The organism is Ruegeria sp. G2 (genome assembly GCF_056533505.1).
In genome coordinates this window covers 199,088-214,743 of record NZ_JBQFON010000003.1, presented here as the reverse complement: position 1 = coordinate 214,743, position 15,656 = coordinate 199,088, and the positions used below count along the sequence as shown (strand labels likewise).

The window sequence follows — 15,656 nt, the reverse complement described above, 5'->3', positions numbered from 1 at the left end:
CTTACATCCTGAACACGCCGAAACGTGTCTCCTCAATCGGGGCGTTCAGTGCAGCACTCAGCGACAAGGCCAACACGTCGCGGCTTTTGCGTGGGTCGATGATGCCGTCATCCCAGAGCCGGGCCGAAGCATAAAGCGGGTGGGATTGTTCCTCGAACATGTCCAGCGTCGGACGTTTGAACTCGGCTTCCTCTTCAGCCGACCACGTGCCGCCCTGCCGTTCGATCCCGTCGCGCTTGACGGTGGCAAGAACGCCCGCAGCCTGCTCGCCCCCCATCACCGAGATGCGCGAATTCGGCCAGGTCCACAGGAAACGAGGCTGATAGGCGCGACCTGCCATGCCGTAGTTTCCAGCTCCGAAAGAACCGCCGACCAGCATGGTGATCTTGGGAACGCTCGTCGTCGCCACCGCCGTAACCATCTTGGCCCCATGCCGCGCGATGCCTTCGTTTTCGTATTTGCGGCCAACCATGAAGCCGGTGATGTTCTGCAGGAATACCAGCGGTGTTTTGCGCTGAGAACACAGCTCGACAAAATGCGCACCCTTCTGCGCGGCCTCGGAAAACAGCACGCCATTGTTGGCGATGATCCCAACCGGGCAGCCTTTGACATGGGCGAAACCGGTCACCAGCGTCTCACCAAAACGCGGCTTGAACTCATCAAACCGGGAGCCATCGACCAGACGCGCAATCACCTCCCGAATGTCATAGGGGGTTCTCAGATCAGCAGGGACAACGCCAAGAATCTCTTCAGGGTCGTAAGCTGGCTCTTCGGGTGCCTCAAACTGTAGGCCGGGCTTCAGCCCGGCACCGCCCAACGATCCAACCGCACGCCGAGCCAGAGCTAACGCATGCGCATCATCCTCGGCCAGATAATCCGCCACACCCGACAGGCGCGTGTGTACATCACCGCCGCCCAGATCCTCGGCGCTGACGACCTCTCCTGTCGCTGCCTTGACCAGAGGCGGCCCGGCCAGAAAGATTGTCCCCTGCTCTTTCACGATGATCGTCACATCAGACATCGCAGGCACATACGCCCCGCCCGCCGTGCACGACCCCATGACAACCGCGATTTGAGGGATGCCCTTCGCGCTCATCCGCGCCTGGTTATAGAAAATGCGACCAAAATGATCGCGGTCGGGAAAGACCTCATCCTGATTGGGCAGGTTCGCACCGCCGCTATCGACCAGATAGATGCAGGGCAGATGGTTTTCCTCGGCGATCTCCTGCGCCCGAAGATGTTTCTTGACGGTCATTGGATAATATGTGCCGCCCTTCACGGTGGCATCGTTGCACACCACCATGACCTCGCGTCCCTGCACCCGGCCAATCCCGGCGATGACCCCGGCACAAGGTGCGGCGCCCCCGTACATCCCATGCGCCGCCGTCGCGCCGATTTCAAGAAACGGAGAGCCCGGATCAAGAAGGTTTGCCACCCGGCGACGCGGCAGCATCTTGCCCCGAGATTCATGCCGCGCGCGGGATCTCTCACCTCCGCCCATGCGGGCGGCTTCGGCGGCCTCAGAGATACGTGCCAGCGCATCCAGATGTGCAGCTCGGTTCGCCTTGAACCCCTCGGAGGTTGGTATGGCTTTGGATTTTAGTTTCATTCCATCTTCCCCAAGTCGCGCAATTCCACAGCGCGTTCAGCGGTTTCGGTCAGCAAGCAATTTGCGGCTACAATCGAGCGTATCGTTCCTCCAGACCATATGCCGTAGGCCAGAGCACATTCAGCATCCCGAAACCCGATCCATGCGCGTTGAGCATCTCGCAACTGGTCCGAAAGTTCGGGACTTTGCTCAGCCAGTTCCGCCCTACGCAGTTTATACTGTTCGTTCAGAAATGAATCCCAAACTTGGGTTTCAGCTTGAATACATTCGGTAATGCCAATGGTTGTTTCATTTCCCGGTATCGTTTGGCAGGTATTGGCAGCTGCGCCGAGACATGATGACAAGCTATCGCCCTGCTGCGACTGGGAAAAACACTGTTGAATGTACGACTGGTCTACCCAAGCGCCCTGAGCGTAGACAAGCGATGGAACCAGTATCGCAGCAACTGCAATTCGCATCATGTAATTGCCTCCCCCGCAGCCCGCGCCTTCAACTCCTTGCGGATCACCTTCCCCGTCACCGTCATCGGCAACTCGTCCAGAAACGCCACCTCGCGCGGATAGGAGTACTGAGCCAGACGGTCCTTGACCCAATCCTGCAACTCCTGCTCCGCAGCCTCAGCGCCCGGTTTCAACACCACATAGGCCTTCACGATCTCGGTCCGCAGCGGATCAGGCTTGCCGACCACACCCACAGTTGCCACTGCCGGATGGGTCAGCAGGCAATCCTCGATCTCAGCGGGTCCGATGCGGTATCCGGCCGACGTGATCACGTCATCATCGCGACCGACAAAGCGCAGATAGTCGCCCTCCCACACGCCACGGTCTCCGGTGATCAGCCAGCCACCCCGGAATTTCTCAGCGGTCGCATCGGGCCGGTTCCAGTATTCCAGCATCATCGAGGCCGAGCCACGCCGGATAGCGACGTCGCCCTCTTCATTGGTTGGCCGGCCGTCGCCATCAATCACCGCAACTTCATGCCCGGGCACCGGCTTTCCGATACAGCCGGGGTGCACTGGGAAATCCTCGGCACTGGAGGACACGACCATATTGCATTCGGTCTGGCCGTAAAATTCGTTGATCGTCAGGCCAAACGCCTTTTTACCCCAAGCCAACATCTCGGCCCCCAGAGGCTCCCCTCCGGACGCGACCGAGCGCAACCCGGGGATCGTCTGGTCCGCAGCTTTCAACATACGAAGGGCAGTCGGCGGAAAGAACACATTCCGTACCCCGCCACGCATGACGAGATCCGCGCAGGCCTCGGGAGTGAACTTATCCAACCTCGCCGCAACGACCGGTACACCCAGCGCTAGACCGGGCATCAGCACATCGAACAGACCGCCGATCCAAGCCCAGTCTGCCGGTGTCCACAGGCAATCCCCCTGACGCAGATGATTGTGGCTGATCGATACGCCCGGCAGGTGACCCGTCAGTACCCGGTGCCCGTGCAGTGCCCCCTTTGGGCTACCGGTGGTGCCTGAGGTATAGATCAATACCGCAGGGTCCTCGGGGCTGGTGTCGGCAAACGGGACAGGTGGTCCCTCTTGCCCGATCTGATCGGCAAGAACTGGTTTGGCCAGATCACCGACAAGCGCGGCCCCTTCGGAATCTGTCAGAACAATTTCTAAGCCCGCGTCACCGACACGCGATGATAGCGCATCGTTTTTGAACAACTTGAACAGGGGTACCGAAATCGCGCCGATTTTCCAGATTGCCAAATGTGCCGCCGCACACCAGGGCGACTGGCTCAGCAACACGCCCACTCGATCGCCGGGTCGGACGTCGTTGATCAGAGCACGCGCAATACCATCTACCATTTCACCCAGATCGCCGAACGTAACTTTACGCGGATCAGAAGCCGTCAGGTCCAGTATTGCAACCTGTTCTGAAGGCTGAGAAAGGCACTGTCGCGCCATATTCAATCGATCCGGTATGGCCCAGCTTTGATCACTGCGCAGACCCGGTATGACCCTAGCAGGAGACACTCAGATTCTCCCTTATTTTACTGACAGTTGATCCATGCTTCATCGGTGCAATTTCGATGCGAAATTGATGCAGATCAGAGTTTGGCGGCATCGCGCCATCCACAAGGTCCACATTGACGCAACCAAAGGCATGAATATGACAAAGAAACTCGCCGCTTTGACCCTTTCCACCGCGCTTGTCGCGCTGGCTGCCCCCGCATTCGCCCAATCGCAAGGTGATTGGACGGTCGGTGTTGGTGTCGGTTATCTGGATCCCAAATCCGATAACGGCTCGCTCGCTGGGTTTGACGCCGACGTTGACTCGGACACGCGCCCCATCTTCACCGTCGAGTACTTCGTTCAGGACAACCTCGGGATCGAATTGCTGGCCTCGACCCCCTACAAACATGACGTCACTCTTGGTGGCAGCGTTGATGCCGGAAGCGTCAAACACCTGCCGCCCACCCTTTCGCTGAACTATCATTTCCCGACCAATAGCGCATGGAAACCCTATGTCGGCGCGGGTCTGAACTACACCATCTTCTTCGAAGAGGACTCGCCACTGGGCGATTTGGATCTGGACAATTCCTTCGGCGTCTCGCTGCAGGCCGGTCTGGACTACATGGTCACCGACAAAGGCGCTGTGCGTCTGAACGTGCGTTGGTTCGACATCGACTCGGACGTCACTTTGGACGGCAACGACATCGGCAAAGCCGAAATCGACCCGTTCCTGATTGGCCTGTCCTACGTCCATACGTTCTGATCCAATCACCAAAGCCCCGGAGTTCGTGAAACTGCGGGGCCTTCCCTCACAGCATTTCGATCATCATCTCACGGCCGATCAGCATCCGACGGATTTCGCTGGTGCCCGCGCCGATCTCCATCAGCTTTGCATCGCGGAATATCCGACTGACCGGTGCATCGGAAAGGAACCCGGCCCCGCCCAGCGCTTGCACCGCTTGATGCGCCTGCACCATCGCCTGTTCCGAGGCATATAGGCAGCACGCTGCCGCATCCTGTCGGGTCACATCTCCCCGATCACAGGCCTTAGCGACTTCATAGACATAAGCCCGCGCCGAATTCATCGCGGTGTACATATCTGCGATCTTACCCTGCATCAGTTGGAACGAGCCAATCGGCTTGCCGAACTGTTTGCGCTCGGCCAGATAGGGCATGACCTCGTCCAGACAGGCCGCCATGATACCTGTCCCGATCCCAGCCAGCACAACGCGTTCGTAATCCAGACCGGACATCAGGACGGCAACGCCCCTGCCCTCTTCGCCCAGAACATTCTCAAACGGCACCTCGACGTCTTCAAAGATCAGCTCAGCCGTATTCGACCCACGCATTCCCAGCTTGTCGAAATGAGGCGAGGTCGAGAATCCTTTCATCTCTTTCTCGATAAGGAAGGCTGTGATCCCTTTCGATCCGGCCTCGGGGTCTGTCTTGGCATAAACGACCAGAGTATCGGCGTCCGGCCCATTGGTGATCCAATATTTGTTGCCATTCAGGCGGTAGTGATCATTCCGCTTTTCCGCGCGCAACTTCATCGAGACCACATCCGATCCGGCCGAGGGTTCGGACATTGCAAGCGCGCCCACATGATCGCCCGAAATCAGGCGCGGCAGGTACTTCTGTTTCTGCTCATCCGTACCATTCAGCTTGATCTGGTTCACGCACAGGTTCGAATGCGCCCCATAGGACAACGAGACTGAGGCCGAGGCGCGCGCCACCTCTTCCACTGCAATGGTATGCGCCAGATACGACATTCCCGCCCCGCCATACTCTTCTGGCACTGTGACGCCCAGCAGGCCAAGGTCACCCATCTCTTTCCACAGCTCATTCGGAAAGGCGTTCGAGGCATCAATCTCGGCCGCTATCGGCTTGACCCGTTCCTGCGCCCAACGGTGGACCATCTCACGCAGGGCATTCACGTCCTCGCCCAGATCGAATTGCATTGTGGCCATAAACATGCAGGGCTCCTCCGATTGCATTAATGAACAAGTGTTCAATAATCAAATAGCAGCGATTCCCCCTACGGTCAACGACGACGCGCAGGCCAACGCAAAACGCCGCCCGGTGAGGGCGGCGTTTTCCAAAAAACCGAGCGTGCGCTGAAAGCGCACTCCGCTGGATTACGATTGATAAACCGCGCTAACCTCAGCCCGAATAATGCGCGCGATTTGGCTACAATCCTCTAGCGAGAAGGTCAGCGGAACGCGCATATCCATGATCCCGGCCAATATCCGATCACTGACCGGCATAGGGGAACTGTCGGCATAGCGCCAACTGTCATAGCGTGAGGTAAAGCCCGACGGCTCGGCCCCTCCGAACCACTTCAGTTCAACCCCGCGCGCGGCGCAGCGCTGGATGACCTCGGCAATACGCTCGGGCGTCCAGTCCAGCAACAGGAATTGGATCGACGAACCGACATAGGTCTCAGCATCGGGCCGCTCTACGATTTTCAAACCGGGTGTTCCCCGCAGACCATGCTCGATTTCATCATATCGTTCATTCCAACGCTGCACCTGCCGGTCCAGATCGCGCAACTGCGGACGTAAGATCGCCGCACGCAAATTGTCCATCCGGCCCGAGACATTGGGGGTGGTGTATTTGATCTGCTCGAAAACCTCCGGCCCGGGCGCTGCCAGATGGCGTTCATAAAGCATGTAAGACCCGGACAACATCGTAGCCTTGGCGGCCAGTTCCGGATCTTCCGTGATCAGCAACCCGCCCTCGCCCGAATTGACATGTTTATAGGTCTGGCACGAGTAACATCCGATGGCCCCCTGCCGCCCAGACAGCTGCTCGCGCCAGGCAGCACCCATGGTATGGGCGCAATCTTCGATCACGATCACACCCGCCGCATCACACATCTGCATCAGGCGATCCATATCGCATAGATGCCCTCGCATGTGGCTCAGCATCAACACCTTCGCCTGATCCAGCTTGGCCTCAAGATCATCCAGATCGATGGTCAGGGCTTCGGTCACACCAACAAAGACCGGCTTTGCGCTTACCGACGCAATCGCCCCCGGCACCGGCGCCAGAGTGAACGCGTTGGTCAGAACCGGATCGCCCGGCTTTACGCCAACTGCCCGCAACGCTGTAGCCAGAGCGTAGCCTCCCGATGAGACCGCCAGACAGTATTTCGCCCCCATCTGGGCGGCGAATTCCTGTTCCAACAGCGCAGTTTCGCTCAACTCGCCATGTGCAACGTTGTAACGATGCAACCGACCATGGCGCAGGACGGCCACGGCAGCCTCAATGGCGACTTCGGGGATGGGCTCTTGCTGGGTGAAATTACCCGTGAATGTCTCGGTCATAGGCCTGTTTTGGTGCGGAGTCTCCAGCGGGTCAAGGGATCACGCGGCCGCACCGATCAAATCGGAGACCAGTTTCGGTAAATCATCAAAATGATGCAGCAACGCCTCGGGTTCCAGCGCAGCCATTTCGTCGCCTGACGGGCCGAAAGTCACCAGAACCGAAGGTACGCCTGCAGCCCGCGCCGTGTTCCTGTCAGTGTCCGAGTCGCCAATCAGCACGCAATGATCGGGATGCCCCCCGGCGCGGCGCGCTGCTTCACGCAAAGGCTCAGGATCAGGCTTGCGCACCGGCAACGTATCGGCCCCTACCAGCGAAGCGAAACGATCGCGCGCGCCCATCCGGGACAGCAGCAGATCAGCAAGACCTTCGGGCTTGTTGGTGCAGATACCCACGCCATAACCCGCACCTTTCAGTGCTTCGACGGCTTCGAGCGCACCGGGATAGAAATAGGTATGCGTATCGATCGCTTGCCCATAGACCTCCAGAAAGACCGGATAATAGGCTTCGACAACATCCGCATCATAGGCGCCGACCCGCTTCAATCCATGGGACAACATCAAGCGTGCACCGCGCACCGAAACCGCCGCATCAAGCTCGGGCATCAGTACATCTCCATGGCCCATCTCACGAAAACAGTGGTTTGCAGCAGCCAACAAATCACCGGACGTATCTGCCAAAGTTCCATCCAAATCGAAGATTACCGTACGCATTCTTACCTCCTGAACCGGCGGGATTCCGCCATGTCGTGTTGCAAACGGCAATCTTCTTTGATGGCCGAACCGCTTGCGCCTTTGACCACAGCGGATAAAACGGGCCACAACAAAACAAAAGAGAAAATGATTTCATGAGCACTGCCCTTGTCATTCTTGCCGCCGGAAAAGGCACAAGGATGAACTCTGATATTCCCAAAGTCCTTCACCCGATTGCCCAGGTGCCGATGCTGGTTCATGCCATGCGTGCCGGTGCTGTCCTGTCTCCCGAGCACACCGTGATTGTTACCGGCCACGGCGCGGAAGCCGTTGCACGCGTCGCTGAAGCCGAAGATGAAAACGCCAGCATTGCGGTGCAGGAAGAGCAACTTGGCACCGCCCATGCGGTTGCGCAGGCGCGTGCAGCGCTGGATGGTTTTCAGGGGGATGTGGTCGTCCTCTATGGCGATACCCCGTTTCTGCAGCCCGACACTCTCCAGCAAATGATTGAAGCGCGCACAAAAAACGATCTGGTCATTCTTGGGTTCGAAGCTGCAGATCCCGCCCGTTATGGTCGCTTGGTCATGGATGGTGACTCGCTCGAGCGGATTGTTGAATTCAAGGATGCCACTGACGAACAACGCGCCATAACCTTCTGTAACTCAGGCCTTTTGGCGTGTGACGCTGAAACCCTTTTCTCACTGATCGATGCGGTTGGAAACGACAATGCCTCGGGTGAATATTATTTGACCGACGTCGTTGAGATAGCCCGCACCAAGAGTCTGAACGTGACTGCCGTGGCCTGCGATGAAGCGCAGACATTGGGTGTGAACTCCCGCGCGGATCTGGCGGCAGCGGATGCAGTGTTCCAAGAACAGGCGCGCTCCGAACTGCTTGATCTGGGGGTCACTTTGATGGAACCTGATACTGTGTATCTGGCAGCAGATACCGTGATTGGTCGCGACACTGTCATTGAACCAAATGTGGTTTTTGGCCCCGGTGTAACCGTGGAAAGCAGCGCAACGATCCGGGCGTTTTCACATCTCGAAGGCTGCCATGTCAGCCGAGGCTCCGTGGTCGGACCCTATGCACGCCTACGCCCGGGTGCAGAGCTGGCTGAAAACGCGAAAATCGGCAACTTTGTCGAGATCAAGAACGCCGAGATCGCAGAAGGCGCAAAGGTGAATCACCTCAGCTATATCGGCGACGCTTCGGTTGGGGCGGCTACAAATATCGGTGCTGGAACCATCACCTGCAACTATGACGGCGTGATGAAGCACAAAACGACCATCGGGGAAAACGTGTTCATCGGATCGAACACGATGCTGGTGGCCCCGGTCACTCTGGGTGACGGCGCGATGACTGCCACGGGGACCGTAGTGACCAAAGATGTTGAGCCGGACGCATTGGCCGTGGCACGTGCCAAGCAAGAGAATAAGCCCGGCTACGCGCGCAAATTGTTTGAAATGTTGAAGGCGAAGAAGGCTCGCCGCGACAAAGGAGCCTGAATTATGTGTGGAATTGTTGGTGTTCTGGGCAGCCACGAAGCCGCCCCTATTCTGGTCGAAGCACTGAAGCGACTTGAGTATCGCGGCTATGACAGTGCGGGTATCGCTACAGTTAATGATGGCGCGCTTGGGCGTCGTCGGGCTGTTGGCAAGTTGGTGAACCTGAGCGACCTTTTGGTGCATGAGCCATTGGCCGGGAAATCCGGCATCGGTCATACCCGCTGGGCGACCCATGGGGCGCCATCAGTGAACAACGCGCATCCGCATAGGGCGGGACCTGTCGCTGTTGTGCACAATGGTATCGTCGAAAACTATCGCGAACTGCGGGCTGAGTTGGCTGAACATGGTGTTGACTTCGTCACGGACACTGACACCGAGACCGTTGCCTTGATGACAGAACGGTACATGTCCGAAGGACAATCGCCGATTGACGCCGCGTTCAATACCATCGACCGGCTCAAAGGCGCATTCGCACTCGCCTTCCTATTCGACGGGCAAGAAGATCTGATCGTCGCAGCGCGTAAGGGCTCGCCTCTGGCGATAGGTCATGGCGATGGTGAGATGTTTGTCGGTTCGGACGCTATCGCATTGGCCCCGCTGACCGATCGCATCACCTATCTTGAAGAAGGCGATCGGGCGGTACTGACCCGCACTTCACTGGAGATTCGAACCGAAACCGGTGAGCTTGCCAACCGCGAAGTCCGGCAAATTCAAATCGATCAGACCCGAGCCGACAAAGGCGGTCACAAGCACTATATGGCCAAGGAAATTGCCGAGCAGCCTGTTGTGGTGGCCGAAGCCATCCGCTCGTATCTTCCGACCGGAGGCGATCAGGTGGTGTTGCCCGGTGACGATCTGGATTTCACCAAGCTGGAACGTCTGACCATGGTGGCCTGCGGCACTGCATTCTATGCCTGCCTGACGGCGAAATACTGGTTCGAACAGCTGGCCAAGATGCCAGTAGAAGTCGATATCGCCAGCGAGTTCCGCTATCGCGAGCCTCCGATCTCGGACCGGACGCTTGCGCTGTTTGTCAGCCAGTCAGGAGAAACCGCCGACACGCTTGCTGCCCTGCGCTATTGCGAAGGCAAGGCATACAAGATCGTCTCGGTCGTCAATGTCGCCGAAAGCTCGATTGCGCGCGAAAGCGATGTGGCGTTACCAATCCATGCGGGTGTTGAGATCGGTGTTGCCTCGACCAAGGCGTTCACCTGTCAGCTTAGCGTGTTGCTGATGCTTGCCCTCAAAGCCGCTGCAGATCGAGGCACGCTGAACGACGAAGAGATCGCCGATCACGCGGCAGCGCTGCGCGGATTGCCGACGGTGCTGAATGCTGCGCTGGATCAGAATGACGCCATTCGTCAATCCGCCCAGCGCTTGTCCGAAGCACGCGATGTGCTGTTCCTGGGCCGTGGCCTCATGTACCCTCTGGCCATGGAAGGTGCGCTGAAGCTCAAGGAAATTAGCTACATCCACGCCGAAGGTTACGCTTCGGGCGAGTTGAAACACGGCCCCATCGCCCTGATCGACAAGCATATGCCGGTTGTTGTCATGGCGCCGCGTGATGCAGTTTTTGACAAGACGGTCTCGAACATGCAGGAGGTGATGGCGCGCAAGGGCAAGGTCATCCTTGTCTCAGATGATGACGGTATCGCTGAGGCTGAAGATGGGGTTTGGAGCACGATCAGTATGCCGCATGTCCACACCAGCCTTGCCCCGATCCTGTATTCGGTGCCCGCGCAGCTGCTGGCCTATCATACGGCTGTGGCCAAAGGCACAGATGTGGATCAGCCGCGCAATCTGGCAAAATCCGTCACGGTCGAGTGACGGCAGATGCAGGCTTATCTGGATCAGATCAAAGCACATGCCGATCCTGAACGCGCAGAACAGGTGGCGGCCTATCACAAGGTTGATCGTCCGTATCTGGGTGTTGCGAATCCGGTGCTCAATGATCTGACCAAGGAGTGGCGGCGTGAACTCGAAATCACTGACCGCGTCGTCGTCGCCGACAGTTTGTGGCAAACCAACATCCATGAAGCACGGGTCACTGCGGCAAAGCTGTTGACCCAAGCCCGAATCCGCCCCGATGACGCGGTATGGGATCTGTTGCAAAGCTGGCTGCCAGAATTCGACGCCTGGGCAGTGGCCGACCATGCCAGCATGGCAATGCAAAAGCGCCTGAAAGCCGATCCGACGCGGCTGGATCAGGTCGAACAGTGGACCAAATCAAACCACATGTGGACAAAACGTGCCGCGCTGGTCGCCACCTTGCCTTGGACCAAACAGAACCACCCCAAACCGGAAGAGCTGGAGTGCCGCGACCGTATTCTTGGTTGGGCTGCAAGCTATGTCCCTGACCCGGAATGGTTCATCCAGAAAGCCATCGCATGGTGGCTGCGCGAATTATCAAAGCACGATCCACAGCGCGTCGTCGCATTTCTTGAAACGCACGGCGCAAACATGAAACCTTTTGCCCTTAAAGAAGCGGGCAAATACCTGCGCGCTCAGTCGGAATAGATTTCCAGTTCTACCAGCTCATCAAACGGCACAAGCAATGCGCGCATTGCCTCTAGTGACAAACGGCTTCCACCGCCTTCAGGCCCCGGCGCGGGGATAAGCGCAACATAGGCCTGCGCGCCTGTACGCGGTACAACGATACGACCATTGATTTCGGTCTTAACCAGGGGCGTTTGCAGCCAACGTCCCGGCGTATTCGGATCGCCAAGTCCTGCGACCGTCGTTTTTGCACCCGCCCAACCGACCGTAGCGACGACAGGTTCGGGCACCTCCTCAGCAGTCTCTGGTGCGGCAGGCGCGGTCACAGGCGCGGTGGATGACCCACTAAACACTCGGTCCGTGGCGGACCGAACGGCATCGCAGCCAGCGACAAAAACACAAACCAAAACCAAAGCATATTTCATACTGAAAACCCTATTCTTCTAAGCTTGACTGTTCCAGCCCAAAACGCAGTTCGCCCTTGCCGCGGCCGGGCCTCCGCTTTACCTATGAGCCATGACAGCTCCGCTAATCGACCCATTTGCCCGCGCCATCACCTATCTCCGCGTCTCCGTCACGGACCGCTGTGATTTTCGCTGCGTCTATTGCATGTCCGAGGATATGAAGTTCCTCCCCAAAAAGGACCTTCTGACGCTGGAAGAACTGGACCGCATGTGCACCACGTTCGTGAACCTGGGCGTCGAAAAGCTGCGCATCACCGGAGGAGAGCCTCTGGTGCGCCGGAACATCATGTCTTTCTTCAACAGCATGACACGGCATCTGGATAGCGGCGCCCTGAAAGAGCTGACACTGACAACCAATGGTTCACAGCTGCATCGTTTCGCCGAAGAACTTTATGCGGCGGGTGTGCGACGTGTGAATGTATCGCTGGATACTCTGGACGAGGACAAATTCGCTAAGGTCACCCGCTGGGGCCGCCTCAAACAGGTACTGAACGGCATCGACGCGGCGCAAAAGGCCGGGCTGCGTGTCAAGATCAACGCTGTTGCGCTTAAAGGTTTCAACGAACCGGAACTGCCCAAGATCACTGATTGGTGTGCCGAACGCGACATGGACCTGACCTGGATCGAGGTCATGCCCATGGGCGATATCGGCAACGAGGACCGCCTAGATCAATATTGGTCGCTCAAAGACGTCCGCAAGGAATACGAAAACCACTATGCCGTCACCGATCTGGCTGAACGCACCGGCGGTCCGGCGCGCTATGTGAGACTAGAGGAAACGGGTCAGAAAATAGGGTTCATCACACCCCTTTCGCATAATTTCTGCGAAAGCTGCAATCGCGTGCGCCTGACCTGCACGGGCGAGCTGTATATGTGCCTGGGTCAAGAAGACATGGCGGATCTGCGCGGTCCTCTGCGCGACCATCCCGATACGGAGCAACCGCTTGAAAAGGCGATCCGGGCTGCTATCAACCTCAAGCCCAAGGGCCATGACTTCGATTACTCGAGGCAGTCTATCGACGGCCAAATGAGCCGTCATATGAGCCATACAGGCGGCTGAAATGCCCGAAAGCCCACAGCCTACTCTGCTGTACAAATTGTACTGCGGCCTGATGACGACCGCCGAACCGCTGGTCTGGCGTAAAGTCCGTGGAAAACTGCAGGCTGCAGGCGTCTCCAATACTCGCCAGCAGGAACGGCTAGGCCATGCCAGTCTGCCTCGCCCGCAAGGACAACTGATCTGGTTCCACGCCGCCAGTGTAGGTGAAAGCCTTTCGGTTCTAAGCCTGATCAATCGATTGGGAAATCGCCTACCGGAAGCCGAATTTCTAATCACCTCAGGTACCCCGACTTCAGCGGAACTGATCGGGAAACGCATTCCTACGCGTACCCGCCATCAATACCCACCGCTGGACAGCGCGGCTCCGGTGCGCCGGTTTCTGGACCATTGGCAGCCCAGTGCAGGCATCTTCGTTGAAAGCGAAATCTGGCCACGATTGATTGTTGAAGCCACCAACAATGGCGCGCCACTGGCACTGCTCAATGCCCGTCTGTCAGACAAATCAGCCACAGGATGGAAAAAACGCCCCAAAACCGCGCGCTTCATTCTAGATCAGTTCAAGCTGTTTCTAACTCAAAACACCAAAACAGCCGACAACCTGATCGACATGGGCGCTGATGCTAAACGTGTCCAACCCGGCACGAACCTCAAAGCCATGTCTGATCCGCTGCCCGTCCACCAGGAAACACTAGACACGATCAAATCACAGATCGCTGGACGCCCAATGTGGATCGCCAGTTCGACGCATTCAGGTGAGGAAGAAATCGTTCTGGCGGCTCATCGGTTATTGTTGCAGCGTTGGCCTGATCTTCTGCTGCTACTGATCCCGCGCCACCCTGAACGCAGGGATGAGGTTATTAAACTCGCAGGCGATGCCGGCCTGTCGACGGCTCAACGCAGTACGGATCAGCCCATCAGGTCAGACACTCAGGTTTATGTCGCAGATACATTAGGCGAAACCGGAACCTGGTACGCACTTTGCCCGATCGTTTTCCTAGGTGGCTCGCTCAAGGAGATCGGAGGCCACAACCCTTTTGAACCTGCGCAAGCCGGGGCCGCAGTAATCACTGGTCCGGGCTTCTTCAATTTTGCCGAAACATTTGCACCCTTGATCGAAACCGGCGGCGCGGTCGTGGTCAATTCTGCCAGCGACCTTTCAGATTCGGTCTCCCTATGGCTGTCGGAAAAGGACGTTCTTGCCGCAGCGCAAACCGCAGCCCAAGCCTGCGTCAACACGCAAAAATCCGCGTTGGACGAGGTGATCGACACGCTGTGCAACCGCCTTTCACTTCACTGACCTTGGGCACCGATCCCGCTTCTTCTGGTTAAAAATATCCCGGAGAGCGCGAGGGGCTGGCCCCTCGCCTCTCACCTTCAAGCAGCAGGCATCCTCTGCTCGACAATCTCAGCCCACCAGCTGCACCCGGCAGGAATAGCCTCATCGTTGAAGTTATACTCCGGGTGATGAACCATCGCCGTGTCGCCATTGCCCACCAGGATATAAGCGCCCGGACGTTCTTCGAGCATAAAGGCGAAATCCTCACCACCCATAACCAGAGGGGCCTCATCACAGCTTCCCGAGACCGATTTAGCCACCTCAGCGGCAAAATCCGTCTGTTCGTCGCTGTTCACCATCACCGGATATCCGCGAATATAGGTCACATCTGCCGTTCCACCGAACGTTGCCGCGACACCATTGCAAATCTCATTGATCCGCTTTTCCGCCAAATCACGCATCTCTTTGCTCATGGTACGCACGGTACCTTTGATCTGCACCGTTTGTGGAATGACATTGAACGCCTTCGAAGACGTCTCGAACGACGTCACTGACACCACAACCTGATCAATCGGGTCCGCATTGCGCGAAGCAATCGTCTGTAACGCCAGAACTGCCTGAGCGGTCATGACGGTCGTGTCGATGGTCTCCTGTGGCTTCGCGGCATGGCCACCGCGGCCCTCAAAGGTAATGTCAAACTGATCAGTCGCAGCAAAGAACGAACCCGGACGGATGGCGAAACTGCCCACCGGACGGCCCGGCCAGTTGTGCATGCCGTAGACCTCTTGGATATTCCAACGCTCCATCATGCCGTCTTCGCACATCTCACGACCGCCGCCGCCACCTTCTTCGGCAGGTTGGAAAATCACAACGACTGTGCCGTCGAAATTGCGCGTCTCCGACAGATATTTCGCTGCACCAAGCAGCATTGCTGTATGACCATCATGACCACAGGCATGCATCGCGCCATCGGTTTTTGAGGCATAATCCAGCCCCGTCGCCTCAAGAATCGGCAGCGCATCCATGTCGGCACGCAAGCCGATGACCTTTCCGTTGGAATCAGATTTGCCCTTGATTACACCGACAACACCGGTGCGCCCGATCCCGGTTACAACCTCATCACAGCCAAACTCTTTCAGCTTTTCCGTGACCAGAGCGCTGGTGCGGTGAGTTTCAAACAGAATCTCAGGATTTTCATGAATATCACGTCGCCATTCGGTGATTTCGGCCTGCAATTCAGCAAAGCGGTTCTTAACTGGCATCT

General features: G+C 57.5%; 14 protein-coding genes. 6 read left to right on the top strand and 8 right to left on the bottom strand.

The genetic code is table 11. The features are described 5' to 3' along the window. Nucleotide 1: 1 nt before the first annotated feature. From ACR0DU_RS08045 to ACR0DU_RS08035, 3 genes are read right to left on the bottom strand one after another with little or no spacing between them, the layout of a single operon-like run. Nucleotides 2-1,609 (bottom strand): carboxyl transferase domain-containing protein, encoded by a 1,608-nt coding sequence (locus tag ACR0DU_RS08045; protein ID WP_480873525.1) that lies wholly within the window; start codon nt 1,607-1,609, stop codon nt 2-4. Continuing rightward, entirely contained in the window at nt 1,606-2,070 is a 465-nt protein-coding gene (locus ACR0DU_RS08040) for a lysozyme inhibitor LprI family protein (RefSeq protein ID WP_010442784.1), read from the bottom strand. Before ACR0DU_RS08040 ends, ACR0DU_RS08045 begins: the two co-directional genes overlap by 4 nt. Further along, a complete protein-coding gene (locus ACR0DU_RS08035) occupies nt 2,067-3,593 on the bottom strand; it encodes an AMP-binding protein (RefSeq protein WP_480873522.1) in 1,527 nt (508 codons plus the stop codon). The genes ACR0DU_RS08040 and ACR0DU_RS08035 overlap by 4 nt, the downstream gene beginning before the upstream one ends. A gap of 136 nt (nt 3,594-3,729) precedes the next feature. On the opposite strand from ACR0DU_RS08035, the gene ACR0DU_RS08030 reads away from it, so the two are divergent. Then, entirely contained in the window at nt 3,730-4,335 is a 606-nt protein-coding gene (locus ACR0DU_RS08030) for an OmpW/AlkL family protein (RefSeq protein WP_480873520.1), read from the top strand. A 46-nt stretch (nt 4,336-4,381) separates the two neighbouring features. On the opposite strand, the gene ACR0DU_RS08025 is transcribed toward ACR0DU_RS08030, so the two are convergent. From ACR0DU_RS08025 to ACR0DU_RS08015, 3 genes are all read right to left on the bottom strand, one after another. Then, complete coding sequence (locus ACR0DU_RS08025; protein WP_480873519.1) at nt 4,382-5,545, bottom strand: isovaleryl-CoA dehydrogenase; 1,164 nt, start codon at nt 5,543-5,545, stop codon at nt 4,382-4,384. Nucleotides 5,546-5,707: 162 nt separating this feature from the next. Next, nucleotides 5,708-6,898, bottom strand: coding sequence for a DegT/DnrJ/EryC1/StrS family aminotransferase (locus ACR0DU_RS08020; RefSeq protein WP_480873517.1), 1,191 nt, complete (start codon nt 6,896-6,898; stop codon nt 5,708-5,710). Nucleotides 6,899-6,937: 39 nt separating this feature from the next. Then, entirely contained in the window at nt 6,938-7,609 is a 672-nt protein-coding gene (locus ACR0DU_RS08015) for an HAD-IA family hydrolase (protein ID WP_480873516.1), read from the bottom strand. A gap of 134 nt (nt 7,610-7,743) precedes the next feature. On the opposite strand from ACR0DU_RS08015, the gene glmU reads away from it, so the two are divergent. The 3 genes from glmU to ACR0DU_RS08000 are packed head-to-tail and all read left to right on the top strand — an operon-like array spanning nt 7,744 to nt 11,613. Continuing rightward, nucleotides 7,744-9,096 (top strand): bifunctional UDP-N-acetylglucosamine diphosphorylase/glucosamine-1-phosphate N-acetyltransferase GlmU, encoded by a 1,353-nt coding sequence (glmU, locus tag ACR0DU_RS08010; protein ID WP_480873514.1) that lies wholly within the window; start codon nt 7,744-7,746, stop codon nt 9,094-9,096. A gap of 3 nt (nt 9,097-9,099) precedes the next feature. Then, nucleotides 9,100-10,923, top strand: a complete 1,824-nt coding sequence (gene glmS, locus ACR0DU_RS08005; RefSeq protein ID WP_480873512.1) for a glutamine--fructose-6-phosphate transaminase (isomerizing) — start codon at nt 9,100-9,102, stop codon at nt 10,921-10,923. A gap of 6 nt (nt 10,924-10,929) precedes the next feature. Next, nucleotides 10,930-11,613: a DNA alkylation repair protein gene (locus tag ACR0DU_RS08000; RefSeq protein ID WP_480873510.1), complete on the top strand. Its 684-nt coding sequence runs from the start codon at nt 10,930-10,932 to the stop codon at nt 11,611-11,613. Here ACR0DU_RS08000 and ACR0DU_RS07995 read toward each other — a convergent pair. Continuing rightward, nucleotides 11,601-12,017: a hypothetical protein gene (locus ACR0DU_RS07995; RefSeq protein ID WP_480873508.1), complete on the bottom strand. Its 417-nt coding sequence runs from the start codon at nt 12,015-12,017 to the stop codon at nt 11,601-11,603. The two genes, ACR0DU_RS08000 and ACR0DU_RS07995, sit on opposite strands and share 13 nt — an antisense overlap. 91 nt (nt 12,018-12,108) lie before the next feature. Here ACR0DU_RS07995 and moaA point away from each other — a divergent pair, with 91 nt between their 5' ends. Then, nucleotides 12,109-13,116: a GTP 3',8-cyclase MoaA gene (moaA, locus tag ACR0DU_RS07990; protein ID WP_010442795.1), complete on the top strand. Its 1,008-nt coding sequence runs from the start codon at nt 12,109-12,111 to the stop codon at nt 13,114-13,116. A gap of 1 nt (nt 13,117) precedes the next feature. Beyond that, nucleotides 13,118-14,413 carry a 3-deoxy-D-manno-octulosonic acid transferase gene (locus ACR0DU_RS07985; RefSeq protein ID WP_480873506.1) on the top strand — a complete coding sequence of 432 codons (1,296 nt, stop codon included), beginning with the start codon at nt 13,118-13,120 and terminating at the stop codon, nt 14,411-14,413. Nucleotides 14,414-14,490: 77 nt separating this feature from the next. On the opposite strand, the gene ACR0DU_RS07980 is transcribed toward ACR0DU_RS07985, so the two are convergent. Next, a complete protein-coding gene (locus ACR0DU_RS07980; protein WP_480873504.1) occupies nt 14,491-15,654 on the bottom strand; it encodes a M20 aminoacylase family protein in 1,164 nt (387 codons plus the stop codon). Nucleotides 15,655-15,656 lie beyond the last annotated feature (2 nt).

Bases quoted from the DNA above. Each gene is read 5' to 3' on its own strand.
- ACR0DU_RS08045 (WP_480873525.1), bottom strand. From the start codon at position 1,609: ATGAAACTAAAATCCAAAGCCATACCAACCTCCGAGGGGTTCAAGGCG.
- ACR0DU_RS08040 (WP_010442784.1), bottom strand. From the start codon at position 2,070: ATGATGCGAATTGCAGTTGCTGCGATACTGGTTCCATCGCTTGTCTAC.
- ACR0DU_RS08030 (WP_480873520.1), top strand. From the start codon at position 3,730: ATGACAAAGAAACTCGCCGCTTTGACCCTTTCCACCGCGCTTGTCGCG.
- ACR0DU_RS08025 (WP_480873519.1), bottom strand. From the start codon at position 5,545: ATGTTTATGGCCACAATGCAATTCGATCTGGGCGAGGACGTGAATGCC.
- ACR0DU_RS08020 (WP_480873517.1), bottom strand. From the start codon at position 6,898: ATGACCGAGACATTCACGGGTAATTTCACCCAGCAAGAGCCCATCCCC.
- ACR0DU_RS08015 (WP_480873516.1), bottom strand. From the start codon at position 7,609: ATGCGTACGGTAATCTTCGATTTGGATGGAACTTTGGCAGATACGTCC.
- glmU (WP_480873514.1), top strand. From the start codon at position 7,744: ATGAGCACTGCCCTTGTCATTCTTGCCGCCGGAAAAGGCACAAGGATG.
- glmS (WP_480873512.1), top strand. From the start codon at position 9,100: ATGTGTGGAATTGTTGGTGTTCTGGGCAGCCACGAAGCCGCCCCTATT.
- ACR0DU_RS08000 (WP_480873510.1), top strand. From the start codon at position 10,930: ATGCAGGCTTATCTGGATCAGATCAAAGCACATGCCGATCCTGAACGC.
- ACR0DU_RS07995 (WP_480873508.1), bottom strand. From the start codon at position 12,017: ATGAAATATGCTTTGGTTTTGGTTTGTGTTTTTGTCGCTGGCTGCGAT.
- moaA (WP_010442795.1), top strand. From the start codon at position 12,109: ATGACAGCTCCGCTAATCGACCCATTTGCCCGCGCCATCACCTATCTC.
- ACR0DU_RS07985 (WP_480873506.1), top strand. From the start codon at position 13,118: ATGCCCGAAAGCCCACAGCCTACTCTGCTGTACAAATTGTACTGCGGC.
- ACR0DU_RS07980 (WP_480873504.1), bottom strand. From the start codon at position 15,654: ATGCCAGTTAAGAACCGCTTTGCTGAATTGCAGGCCGAAATCACCGAA.